This is a genomic window from Deltaproteobacteria bacterium (assembly GCA_016183235.1).
Classification (GTDB): Bacteria; UBA10199; UBA10199; order DSSB01; family JACPFA01; genus JACPFA01.
Genome location: JACPFA010000043.1, coordinates 32,553 through 45,633 on the forward strand (window position 1 = coordinate 32,553; position 13,081 = coordinate 45,633).

General features: G+C 45.5%; 10 protein-coding genes. All 10 read right to left on the reverse strand.

The window, feature by feature from the left end; genetic code table 11:
- Window positions 1-115: 115 nt before the first annotated feature.
- The 10 genes from cysE to HYU97_11260 all read right to left on the reverse strand — a co-directional run bounded on the left by cysE (window position 116) and on the right by HYU97_11260 (window position 12,826).
- Entirely contained in the window at window positions 116-760 is a 645-nt protein-coding gene (gene cysE, locus HYU97_11215) for a serine O-acetyltransferase (protein ID MBI2337317.1), read from the reverse strand.
- 22 nt (window positions 761-782) lie between these two features.
- Window positions 783-1,409, reverse strand: coding sequence for a hypothetical protein (locus tag HYU97_11220; protein MBI2337318.1), 627 nt, complete (start codon window positions 1,407-1,409; stop codon window positions 783-785).
- Window positions 1,410-1,683: 274 nt separating this feature from the next.
- Complete coding sequence (locus HYU97_11225; protein MBI2337319.1) at window positions 1,684-5,415, reverse strand: hypothetical protein; 3,732 nt, start codon at window positions 5,413-5,415, stop codon at window positions 1,684-1,686.
- A gap of 49 nt (window positions 5,416-5,464) precedes the next feature.
- The gene (locus HYU97_11230) at window positions 5,465-6,697 is read right to left on the reverse strand and encodes a nucleotidyl transferase AbiEii/AbiGii toxin family protein (GenBank protein ID MBI2337320.1); all 1,233 of its coding nucleotides are present in this window, start codon (window positions 6,695-6,697) and stop codon (window positions 5,465-5,467) included.
- 2 nt (window positions 6,698-6,699) lie between these two features.
- On the reverse strand, window positions 6,700-7,332 hold the full coding sequence (locus tag HYU97_11235) for a hypothetical protein (protein ID MBI2337321.1): 633 nt from the start codon (window positions 7,330-7,332) through the stop codon (window positions 6,700-6,702).
- 69 nt (window positions 7,333-7,401) lie between these two features.
- A complete protein-coding gene (locus tag HYU97_11240) occupies window positions 7,402-8,298 on the reverse strand; it encodes a hydroxymethylglutaryl-CoA lyase (protein MBI2337322.1) in 897 nt (298 codons plus the stop codon).
- Between the two features lie 105 nt (window positions 8,299-8,403).
- Complete coding sequence (locus HYU97_11245; protein MBI2337323.1) at window positions 8,404-8,739, reverse strand: acetyl-CoA carboxylase biotin carboxyl carrier protein subunit; 336 nt, start codon at window positions 8,737-8,739, stop codon at window positions 8,404-8,406.
- Window positions 8,736-10,214 carry an ATP-grasp domain-containing protein gene (locus HYU97_11250; GenBank protein MBI2337324.1) on the reverse strand — a complete coding sequence of 493 codons (1,479 nt, stop codon included), beginning with the start codon at window positions 10,212-10,214 and terminating at the stop codon, window positions 8,736-8,738. The genes HYU97_11245 and HYU97_11250 overlap by 4 nt, the downstream gene beginning before the upstream one ends.
- Window positions 10,211-10,993 (reverse strand): enoyl-CoA hydratase/isomerase family protein, encoded by a 783-nt coding sequence (locus tag HYU97_11255; GenBank protein ID MBI2337325.1) that lies wholly within the window; start codon window positions 10,991-10,993, stop codon window positions 10,211-10,213. Before HYU97_11255 ends, HYU97_11250 begins: the two co-directional genes overlap by 4 nt.
- A gap of 267 nt (window positions 10,994-11,260) precedes the next feature.
- Window positions 11,261-12,826 (reverse strand): methylcrotonoyl-CoA carboxylase, encoded by a 1,566-nt coding sequence (locus tag HYU97_11260; GenBank protein ID MBI2337326.1) that lies wholly within the window; start codon window positions 12,824-12,826, stop codon window positions 11,261-11,263.
- Between the last annotated feature and the right edge of the window lie 255 nt (window positions 12,827-13,081).

Consider the following 13,081-nt stretch of genomic DNA (forward strand, 5'->3'; position numbering starts at 1 on the left):
CCCCGCCTTTGGCGGGGGAACGCGGAAGGATTCCGCAACGGCTGGCTCCATTAGGGTCGCCGATGGAGCGCCGGGTCGGCAAAGCTAAGTCACCTCCAAAGTCGCCCCATTCTCTTTAAAGATTTTTCAATTTAATAAGTTTTTCTTCAATAGCCTTGAGTTCCGCTTTTAACTCTTCAATGGCCTTCATTTCAATATCGGGCAATTGATCATGCGCCAGGTCATAATGTTCACCTACTACATTCTCAGGATTATAAACCACTCGCCCGGGAACCCCCACTACCGTTGAATGAGGCGGCACATCGTGCACCACCACCGAGCAGGCCCCGACCCTAGAATCATGCCCAATCCGCACCGGCCCTAATAATACTGCCCCCGCCCCTACCACCACATTATCTTCTAAAGTTGGATGGCGTTTTTCTTTTTTCCAACTCACCCCGCCTAAGGTGACCCCTTGATAAAGGGTGACATTGTTGCCAATTTCACTCGTCTCACCAATAATCACACCCATGCCATGATCAATAAAAAACCCTGTGCCAATTTTAGCACCCGGATGAATTTCAATGCCGGTAAAAAAACGAACTACATGTGATAACCAACGAGCCAGCAACCGTAAACCCCAATTCCACAAACGGTGAGTCAAACGATGGGCCATAATGGCGTGAAAGCCAGGGTAGCATAAAAAAACTTCCCATATCGATCGAGCCGCAGGGTCACGTTCGAAGATAACCTTAATTTCACGGCTAACGCTTTTAAACATTCCTTCCCGTAATACAAAAAAATTATTTATTCAACCGTTGATAAACGCCGGGGCCAGCGATGGCGCCCATAAAGGGGCCTAATACACCTACAATGGCGGCGCGTTTCATTTGTTCACCAAAAAACTCCCAGCCCGGCTGGATATTGTTGAAAGCTGATTCATGAAAAGCCGCTTGGTCTTCAAAAAAAGTCGAACCTAAATTGGAACCCATGGCATAGCCTGATAGGGCTGATAATTCTGCTATTTGCGGGTTGCGCGTTGCCACCAGCGAAAATGCTGAACCCACAAAGGCCCCACTCCAACCGAGTAATTCTGTAAATAAAGCCCGCGGAGTCGCGGTGATGGTACCTTGGGTGCGATCTTGATTAAAGGCCTTTGAAATCTCATAAATAGAATTAGTAGCCAAAGCGACCATTCTCCCACTTTTAGGTTTGACCTTAGTTCTTTTAACGATGGCGCTTAAGTTTTCTGTTGGTTTTGGTTTTTTCGTCACAACCGGAGGATTTTTACCTGCTTCTAATGTCTTTAAGGTTCGCTTAGAGGGTTTGATAAAAACATTGGCATTGCTTACCTCTAATGGTGGTGGGGGAATTTCGGCCGGGGGAATGATATTATTGTTTGTTGTAACAGGGATTATTTTGGGTGCCATAAAAAAGACCTCCTAAAAGTAAAAGTGTTTTGAGGAGGTCTTTTGCAAAGAAGGTGCCAGGAGAAATCATAAAATGAAAATATTTGTGCGAAGTCTTGCAGAAGCGGGAAGAGGCTACTCGAAACCCCAATGCTTAAGGTTGAGAGAGCCTCTGCCCGATTCGGCAAGACGTGACTCGATCTGCAGATGAATTGAAGAATAAGATGGAAGATTGCCACGCTCGCCTTTGGGGCTCGCTCGCAATGACATGAGTAGCATTTTTACTCTGAGTGTCCTATTTTGCTTCTGTTGTTGCGGCAGACGGGGTGGGTGACACCACCTCTTCGGGCCGTAACTCAATGGGTGGAATGGCCCATTTATTAAGATTAGGATCATATAAGGATACAGATTCCCCTGCCCTTACTAATCCCATTCTCCGTTGCACCACCTCTTGTTTGGGGGCATCAATCGCCTCGAAGCCCAGATGTTTGATATGGTCTAGGTGGCTCAGCACTTGATCACCAGTTAACCCTCGCACATAGGCTGTGCCAAAAGATAAGCGGGTGGTTTGAGGAGAGGTGCCTTCCAATTTAGGTAAGGGTGAAAATTCTGCGGCTAAACTACCATCAGGTTGTGAAACAAAATGGGCAAAACGGCGACCTTCTGGCAATTTGAATTGTTCAGGATAAAGTTCGGCTTCGTAATGTGCATCAAAATGAGTGTAGAGTTCATAAAGAAAACGATCGTTGATCGAAGACCCTGGCCTATATTCTTGGGGATTCTTTATCAAAGGATCTCTTTGGTTCTCTAAATTAAATTCTGAAGTGATGATAATATATTCGTCACCCTCTTTAATCATCACAAAACGTTGGGCGATTTCAGTACGCTTAAATTTATCAGGGCTATCACCTTCTTTGATGGCCAAGTATTGCGCCCCCATCAAACCATCTAAAAAAACCTCACTAATTCTAAAAGCACCCACATCGACTAAACTCTGATTGTGCCGTGAGTTAAGATAGGCCGACATGTCATTAACATCAAAAATATAAACGTTAAACCGCGGCGGTTGACCTTTCGCTGAGGCTTGCTTGGTTTCCCTGGCCACAAAGTCTTCTACCGCCATGGGAGCAAATTCATCATCGACGATCATCGACAAACGAGGATTTTCATAAATACGACGGGCCACTCGCGACATTCGGTGGGCATTTTTAAAGGCCAATTGAATTCCCTCAATAACTTGCTCTGGCGTATAACCATTTTCGTTGAGCCCTCGTGATTTTAAGGTTTTGGCCTCTGCTAACCATCCACGTAAACGAGGCAGGGCTGCGGCGTAGTTGTTGCCCATAATGCCGGTTAAATCATGATTAGGGCGACCAAAGAGGCCCAAATAAGTTTGCAAACCAACCGAGGCTGAAGTGGGCAAGGCCCCCATCAAAGGATCATAAACCTCCAACACAGTAGGCATGTCGCCACCCATGACCATAAGGCTTCGGGCTAAAGGATGGGGATCGCCTACTACGGCTAAACCACGTATCAACACATCGACTTTATGCGACCTACGATCAAAGTTATAAAGATCATTATGCACTTGCGTTGGGGTTAAATTTCTCCCGGGGGGAATTTGTTTGGCTAAATAGGGTGCTATATCAGCATCAGCAATAGGATCGGTATGTAACCCTCGTATACCCGACTTTTCGATATGTTCGGCGCTAGCGGTTAGCCTTTGATGTAATACATGGGGAGCCGCATCACCTAATGCTGCAATACTGGCTTGAGACACGGTTTCTAAACGTGTCGGTGGAAGAAAATTGGGCCATTCACCTTGGCTTAAATCATGACCTTTGGAGCGAAGATGCCCTGACAAGGCATGAGGATAGGCATCTACCACTTCTCTCATGATAGGCTCCGCCTCTGCCATTCCTACATCCATCATCACAAATAAGGTCACTCGACCATCAGGTGTTACCAACCCTAAGGCCCCTCGATTGAGCAAATCGATTTGCTCTTGCAAACGCCCATAATTTGGATTGGATGTGGCCATGCCGGTCAAACGAGTCTGCATCACGGGTAGCAAGCGGGCACGTAATTGGGCCCTAAAATAATCGCGACTAAAGGCAAAAACCTCACTGCCTAATTGATGCGAAGGATCAACTTGATTATACTGCGTCATCGGAAAAAGAATTTTACCGATGGTAAATTCAGCGTTTGAATCAATGCGCAAAACTTGGGCCCGGCGGTTCAAGGCTTCATCAATAATCTCTTCACGATTACCACCGCGCAGGTATAAGCGCGCCATGTGGGGATATAATTCAAAAAGTTGATTAACGTAAGCATCGATGGTTTTAAAATCAACTTCCCCTCTCCTTAATTGTCTTGTGGTTAAATTATTTACCAAAGGATCTAAGCCAACAAACACGTCTATCAAACGTTGTCGCAAGGTAAAGGGGTTGGCATGAGCAGGGTTGATGGTCCCTAAATCTTGGGGAATAACGGGATCGGAATAGCGGGCAAAGTCGGGGCTTAAGGCAGTGGCCATTGAAGTTGGGCGCCATGAATTAGGGTTGTTATGGTAATTAGTGAGCCAACCACGTAGATCACCTGAGCTAGCAACATGGTTTAAGAATGGTTCAATCACTTCGGGTCCCGCTGCTAAAATGTCACTTAAAGTTTGTCTTAATTCACGGGGCAATCGATCGCCACGCACATCTTTGATATGCTGATTAAAATTGTAAAGCCATGCTTCAAAAGCGAGGGGGTTATTCTTTCGCATCCTACTTAAGGCCGTGAGCAAATTGGCCATGGGCATGCCTGCCTCCATGGGTATGCCTAGTTTCCAACAAAGAAATTTCAAGTGGGCATCGAGAAAACGAGCGACTTTTGCGGGATGTTCTCTTGCTTCTTCAGAGGGGGCTTTAAAGGGAGGGATGGGGATTTCTGCTAATTTTTGCCAAGGATCAACTGCGCCTCCTAAATCCCCCTTCAAGGCCTTGGAAAAAGACACAAACTTTTCCCAAGGTTTGGCCGTTGGTTTAAATTGCCCCGACGGATAAGCGCCCGCTAACGCCAACTGCGGGCCTACGGGCTGAAAACCAGGAAAATTAGGGAAATTTTTCCATGGGCTTTTTGAATAACGTAAATTCCAATCGGCAACATATTGCTTAATGCTTAACCCACGTTGTAGACCTGGCACCATTCCCATGGCTTCGTGCGTGGCTTTACCTTGAACGGTAAATTTAACGGTTTCGGTGAGGGCGTAAGTGTAAGGATTGGCCCCTGGTGGTAGTGCACCAAAAACTTGATTAGCAGTTAATACTCCGGAATAGGTGCCGCCATATTGAGCAAGCGGTTTGGTGAAAGGCTGCCAAGCTACGCGCTTTGTGGCCTGGCCCGTTATTGCGTCGCTGGCATGAAGAGTTACCGCCCCTCGCCCCCATACACCTTGGACCCCTTTCAGAACAGAAAGATAGCCAACATTGCTCCAATACCCTTGCGATAATGGCCCATGGTCGGGGCCGGCCAAGGTTAGCACCGCTGCTTCGGCATGAACTTCGGGGATAGCAATGAGCAATCGCTCGCCCCACGCCGGTAATTGGGGCAAAATACCGGCACGGTAAAGTCCTGGCAAACCGCGAGTGCCCCCAATCCGCGCCCCAGCACCAGCCAAACCCATGCCTGAAAATAATAGCAGGTTGGGCCAAGTGATTGTGTTGCCAAGATCTCTCGCAAAAATCCGCACATCAGCAGAACTAAAATCACCTTGGTGAGTTAAAGCATTGTAAACCTGAGTGGCCTCGTACCGTAAAATCCCTGGTAATTCTGGCAAAACCGTAGGGTCGATGAGGATGGGAAGAACCTCCAGGGCATCTTGATCGCGGCCAGCATCCACGAACCGATACACAAGTTCCATGATCTTTCGCCCGGCCATCTCAGGGTCACTGTTGCGGGCGGTTTCGATTAATTTACCGAAACCATTGAAGTTTTGACAGGGCGGTGAATGAACGCCAATACCCCTTAAGCAATCGTTCATAACAGCCTTTTATCGGTCTGTACGCAAATAAGTTGTTGAAAAGATGGGGCTATTCCAGGAGAAAATGCCGTTCAATTAATAAATCCCCTAAAGACACGGCCTTGAATCCTTCAAGAGTTATCCGCTGTTCTTTTTTTTCATCATAATGTTTGGGTGACGGTGTCAAAAGTGCTTTTGCCAAATATTCGGTTGGAATAATATTCTTATAGTTAGGTTTGACATATGTTTCGTAATATTCTTTAACTTTTGAATGACAGATGTCCTTTAATTTTAATTCGAAATCCGTCCCTAGTTTAGCACCTTCATCCTTCATCCATTCCTCTGAAAAAGAAAACCTATACGCTAAGGTTCGACCCCCTGTATTTTGAAAACTAATCCGTATAAAGGAATTGTCCGAATCAAAATCTTTTCCTGAGCGTATTTTAAATTTTACCGTATCATTATCATCAAAAGATGATATCTGATATTGCCGATACAGATCTTTAAATCGTTCTTTAAATGATTCAACCCATTTTTTAGAAAATTCTATATTTTCAAATAAAGCTTCTAAATCAACAAGTAGATCATGGTTTTTAATTTTATCTACTTTTTGGACAAGCTGTTCAAAAGCATCTTTGATCGTATAAGGGTGCTTTGCGTGCCTTAATCGAAGAATGTTGGGAATCACCCCTTTCTGCATATACCACATCAGATCATAATAATCGCGGCCCTTGACCTTAACCCCTCTTTTTTCCCAAATGCGTTCCAAGCAAGCAAGCATTTTACCAGACATGAGGGTTGGTAAGTCATAATGTCGAATAACAAAACTAAAGCGATCTTGAGCAACTGTTTTCCATTCTGTAGGATAGGTCTCTTTAATTTGATTCACTTCTACCTTAATGATTAAAGTTTCCTGTTCATGAGCAGACAAACCAAGCTGATAAAGCACGGGAAATCTTAATTCAATACGGCCAATTCCACTTCCTGGAGTATGTGCACTGATCGAAGGATATTGAACATTTTTGACAAAATATTCCTTGATCTGATTTGCAAATTGTTTTTTGTCAAACAAAGTGGTGGTTTCAAAATCAACGTCTTCCGACATTCGGTTAATACCAAAACAAATTCTTAAACAGGTCCCTCCATAAAAAACTAAATGATTATACTTCATACTGTTGTAAATGAAATCCAACACATATAATTGTAATTTCTCTTTGAGCTTAATTTTGAGAACATCAGAACGAAGGTTTAAACGTTTACCTTCTTGGATGACGTACTCAAGGTCATTGATCAGCGTTCCCATTATCAATAAATCCTCTTTAATGATGGAATCATGCGAATCATTTTTTTAATGCCACTTCTTAAGATCATTTGACATAACTCATCAAAAGATGGCCGATCTAGTTGTGACCAATTGATCCGCAATCCCTCAAGGCTCGAAACATCTTGCGGATCCAAACCGGCTAGTCGCAGATAAAGAAAATCAAAAAGCGCTTTAGCTAAAATTGCTTCATAAATGATATGATGGCCGTAAGGCCGTTGCTTAAAGCCAAAATAAAATTTTTGATTAAAATGGTGATAAACAAAAGAACCCAAGTTGTTTCGATAGTGACGCGTTGTCTTTAGTGTAACTGAAGTGATTGTAAAGGTAGCCTCGGTTAATAAATTATTTTTTTGGAGCACATATTCTAAACTCAAATAGGATGGCATAACCAATTTGTTCGCCACCAGTTCTAGATATGATGCATCGTGAAGAAACCGATCAACAAAGGTCTTGGTTACATAGAGGCCATTTTTCAAACGAACGAGATAACCTGTATTCACCCATCTTTGTAGATTCTGATAGAGGGCTCGTGTTTGAATACTTTGAAGGGTAGCAATGCTGCTTTTTGAAAAAAAAGGTAGTGATTCTAATTGGTTGATGATGTTTCGTTTCATTTTGGATTTACTATTATTTTAGTAGTAATTCCAAAATATCATACAAAACGAGCCAAGGCTACTTTTTTATCACCACCTAGCTAATAAATACCGGCTAGGTAAAGTTTTTCCTAAAGCCTGTGCTATCAAAAGCGAGGCTTGGCTCAATTTTTCTAAATCAATCCCTGTGGTCATGCCCATGCGATGCAGTGCGTAAAGCAAATCTTCGGTGGCTAAATTACCTGCGGCTCCACGGGCATAAGGGCAGCCCCCTAGCCCGCCGGATGAGGCATCAAACTTATAAAATCCCATTTCTAAGGCGGCCCAAACGTTGGCCAGCGCGGTTCCGCGGGTGTCGTGAAAATGTAATGCCAAATGATCGACCGTGGTAACTTTAAGCACTTGTTCTAATAATTTTTGTATTTCTAGTGGTGCGGCAGCACCAATGGTTTCGCCCAAAGCAATCTCTTCAATCCCTAAATCTAGCAAAGTTTGAAGCAGGGGCAACACTTTTTTGGGCTGAATATTGCCTTCATAAGGGCAAACCCAGGCAGTGGAAATATAACCACGAACTTTGCGCACCTTGCCCTTGGCTTGGCAAACCACCTGCCCAATAACTTCAAGTGATTCTTTAACTCCCATATTGATATTTTTTTTATTAAACGTTTCACTGGCTGCCATGAAAACCGCAATGTCTTGCACCCCTGCGGCTAGCGCGCGTTCTAGGCCCTTGAGATTGGGAACCAGTGCAAATAGCCAAGCGTCTTTGGGTTTAGTGATCTTTGTAAAAACTTCTGCACCATCGGCCAACTGAGGGATGGCACGTGGGCTGACAAAACTGCTAACCTCCATTTTACGCACCCCTGCGGCTAGCAAGGCCTCAATGTATTGAATCTTCAACTCCGTAGGAATGAGGCTAGCTTCATTCTGCAACCCATCTCGCGGCCCCACTTCGGTCAATTCAATTTTTTTAGGTAAAGACACCATAAAATGTTTCCTATCTGGTAATCCTTGTCTGGTAATCCTTGAGTGATAGGGATACCTGTTTTTTGAGACATGGTTGCATAAGGCTCAAAAAAAAGTATCCTTAAGTCACTCAAGGATTACTAGCATTTCCCCCATGGCAACTTGGTCTCCAACTTGAAAAGGCAATTTTTCTACTACCCCGGCTTGGGGCGCGGTGATTTTATATTCCATCTTCATGGCTTCCATCACCAACAACACGGCCCCTGCTTTGACCCTATCACCTGCTTTGACAAATATCTTTTGCACCTTGCCGGGTAACGGGGCTTCTAATCCAGCGCTGGGGGCATGGCCATGAGCGAGGCGCACTTGTGCCCTGGGTTTAGGAACGCGCCAGTGGCGCCCCTGCCACCACACATCAAAAAATTGATCTCCTTCCCAGAGATAATAAGCGCTTTGAGTCATACGTTCCTAAAATCTTTTAAAGCTGACAACCACGAATCGGTAACACCCATGACGTTACTCAGCAAGGCAGTCGATTTTGTAGATCGTTTTTGAATCAATTGCATCACTGCTTCAGGCACAACCACGGCCGACCCAGCACGATCTTGTAAAAATTCGTGAATGCTTTGGTTGTGATAATGGCCTTTTCGCACCGGCTGATATTGAAGCAAATCCATTAAAAAATTGAGGTTTTGTTTTACGCCTAAGATCACATAGTTTGATAAGGCATAATTAAGTTTACCCAATGCCTCTTTGCGATTAATCCCATAAGCAACCACTTTCGAAAGCATGGGGTCAAAATAAGGTGGCAATTCAAACCCTACTTCCAAAAAACTATCGATACGAAGACCTGGCACCTTAGGCTCTTGCAATACACCAATTTTCCCAATGGATGGCATGAAATCTTGATCGGGATCTTCGGCATAAACCCGAGCCTCAATGGCATGGCCTCTGAATTGAATATCTGCTTGCTTGAAAGGCAGGTGATGCCCACCGGCGATGAGAATTTGAGCTTTGACTAAATCAATACCTGTCACCGCCTCGGTAACCGGGTGTTCGACTTGCAAACGCGTGTTCATTTCTAAAAAATAAAAATTGTCTTGATCATCAACCATAAATTCTAGGGTGCCAGCGTTGGTATAATTCACGGCCTTGGCCAAGGTTATGCTAGCGGCAAAAAGTTTTTGACGTAAAGCATCGCTGATTGAAGGCGAGGGGCATTCTTCAATCACTTTTTGATGCCGGCGCTGCAACGAGCATTCGCGCTCACCCAAATGAACAATATGGCCATGTTCGTCGGCTAAAATTTGCACCTCAATATGCCGTGGGGTTGATAATAATTTTTCTATATAAAGACTGGCATCGCCGAAAGCAGCACCTGCTTCGCGACTGGCTGAAGCCAATTCTTCGGCTAAGCTTTTTTCATCGTGCACCCTACGCATCCCACGGCCACCACCCCCTGAAACCGCCTTAATTAACAGAGGCAGCCCTACTTTTTTGACCCACTGCTGAAACTTAGCACCGGTTGGTTTTTCTTCCCAACCTGGCACCACGGGCACTCCACATTTTTCGGCCAATTGGCGGGCTTGCAATTTATTGCCCATGCTGGCGATGACCTGAAAAGTTGGCCCAATAAATTTGCAACCGGCTTTTTCAACCGCCTTGGCAAAATCAGCATTCTCGGACAAAAATCCATAACCAGGGTGCACGGCATCGCTACCAGACTTTTTAATGAGGGCCATGAGTTTAGGAATGTTCAAATAGGTTTGGGCTGCATCGGCGCCCTCAAGGGCATAAGCTTCATCAGCCATTTTAACCGGCAAGGAGTTTTGATCGCCATCGGCATAAACCATAACGGTTTTAAGGCCCAACTCTTTAGCCGCGTGAATAATGCGAAGGGCAATCTCTCCCCGATTGGCGATTAAGATTTTTTTCATTCCTTAGCCCAGTTGGGTTTGCGTTTTTCTAAAAAGGCCTTCATGCCTTCTTGCCCCTCTTCACTCACCCGAGCCTGGGCAATTGCGCGGATGGTAGGCCCCATGGCTTCAGTAAGCGATGCAGAACTGATTTCATGCAATAAATGTTTACAGCGTGCGATGGCTTGAGGAGAGGCTTTTTTGAGATCTTCAATCTTTTGGTCAATTGCGGTGTCGAGTTGGTCAGCAGTAACCACCTGATCGACAAACCCAATTTTCAAAGCATGTTGCACCTCAAATTTCTCACCAGTAAAAAATAAACTTTTGGTATTTTTAAGCCCGAGTTTCCGCAGCACAAAGGGTGAAATCACCGCAGGGATTAACCCCAGACTCACTTCACTAAACGCAAAAACAATCCCTTCGCTTGCCAAACAATAATCACTGGCTGCCATCAAACCTAAGCCCCCTCCCATAGCCGCGCCATGCACCTTTGCAATCACCGGCTTCGGGCATTGGTAAATGGCCAACAACATTTCAAACAACAATCTTCCACTTGCCTCATGTTGCTGCATCGAAAAACCCTGCACCTGTTGCATGTATTGCAGATCAGCCCCCGCACAAAAAGATTTGCCCGCCCCCTGCAAAACCACCACTCGAATTTCACGATCACTGCCTAACTTTAAAAAAGTATCCCGCAATTCTTTAACCATACCCTCATTGAGGGCATTATGAACGTCAGGACGATTAAGCGTAACTTGCGCAACAGAATTTTGCTGATTTACTAAAATATATTGGACCATATGTTTGATTGCCTTAAATTTGGAGATAAGCCTTCCTGAAATCGGCTGATGCTTGGAGGGGTCATTGCGGGCCTTTCATGATCTCTCTGTCATTGCGAACCCAGCGGGGTGAAGCAATCTCTTCTGCCCAACCGGTGAGATTGCGGAGTTTATCCTGAGGCTTGCCGAAGGAGCCGACTGGCCTCGCAATGACAGAAGGTACCTACTGGCCCCCCGCAATGACCCCGGAAAGCATCTGCCGATTTCAGAAAGGCGTGGAACATATTTTCACATCCTGAACAATCCAAATTGTGTATCAGAAATTGGCGCATTCAAGGCCGCGCTAACTCCCAACGCCACTACCTTGCGCGTATCAAGAGGGTCAATCATCCCATCATCCCAAACCCTCGCAGTCGAATAATAAGCACTACCCTCTTGCTCATATTTTTCTAAAATAGGTTTTCGGATCGAGTTGTCGCCTGTAACAGTCACTAATACGCTAGCCGCCTGCTCACCCCCCATAACGCTGATTTTGGCATTGGGCCACATCCAAAGTTGGCGCGGCCCATAGGCCCGGCCACACATGCCATAGTTGCCAGCCCCATAAGAACCACCGATGATCACCGTAAATTTAGGCACTCGCGCCGTTGCAACGGCAGTCACAAGTTTGGCCCCGTCTTTGGCAATGCCCTGGTTTTCGTAATTTTTCCCCACCATAAAACCGGTGATGTTCTGCAAAAATAATAATGGAATTCTGCGTTGACAACACAGCTCGATAAAATGCGCACCCTTCAAGGCCGATTCGGAAAATAAAATACCATTATTCGCTAAAATCCCCACCGGATATCCCATGATACGTGCAAACCCACAAACTAACGTTGCCCCATAACGAGCTTTGAACTCATGAAACCGGCTGCCATCGACTAAGCGTGCAATGACTTCACGCACTTCAAAGGGGGTCTTGGCATCTTTAGAAACGACTCCATAAATTTCTTCAACGGGATACAGTGGGTCTTCTACCCCATCGCAAGACAAAAAAGATTTAGGAGCACGATTAAGATTTTGCAAAATATTACGGGTGATACTTAAAGCATGATGATCGTCTTCAGCAAAGTGATCGGTAACGCCTGATTTTTGACAATGCACCAAGGCCCCGCCCAATTCTTCGGCGGTCACCACTTCACCGGTTGCTGCCTTCACCAGTGGCGGCCCACCCAGAAAAATGGTGCCATTGTTTTTGACAATGACCGTTTCATCGGACATGGCTGGCACATAGGCACCACCGGCGGTGCAACTCCCCATCACCACCGCAATCTGCGGAATACCTAATGCACTCATGTTAGCCTGATTATAAAAAATTCTGCCAAAATGCTCTTTGTCGGGAAATACTTCGGCTTGCAAAGGCAAATAAGCCCCACCCGAATCAACCAAATACACACAAGGCAAGTGATTTTCTAAGGCGATCTCTTGGGCACGTAGGTGTTTCTTAACCGTGAGCGGAAAATAAGTGCCACCCTTCACCGTTGCATCGTTGGCCACCACCACCACTTCGCGGCCATGCACATAACCGATACCGGTTACAATGCCTGCGCCCGGGGCTTGGTTATCGTAAACCCCATAGGCTGCCAAAGTAGAGAATTCTAAAAAAGGGCTGCTAGGATCTAATAATGCTTCAATTCGTTCTCGCGCCAACATTTTGCCACGAGCCTTGTGCTTGGCCTGCGAATCTTGATCACCACCTGCTTTAATTTGTTGGGTAAGCAATTTAAAATCTTGCACTTGTTTTTGGAGGGCAGCAAAATTCGCTTGAAACTCGGGGCCATTTGGGTCAAGTCTTGAAGGCAAAACTTCCATGGCATGTGATATGACATTGATGGAAAGTTCCATCAACTGAAAAATCTTTTGGAGGGGCAAAGGTGTTTTATGAGAACCTGTAGCGCAGGAGGGCGGATCCAACGCATGCGCCTCAGGACAGGCTCCGGAGGGCATCTGTCATTGCGAGCCCAACGGGCGAAGCAATCTCACCGGTTAAACCGAGGAGATTGCTTCGTCGCAGACTCCTCGCAATGACAGGGGCCCGACTAGGCCGACCGGGCGCGGGTTCTCATA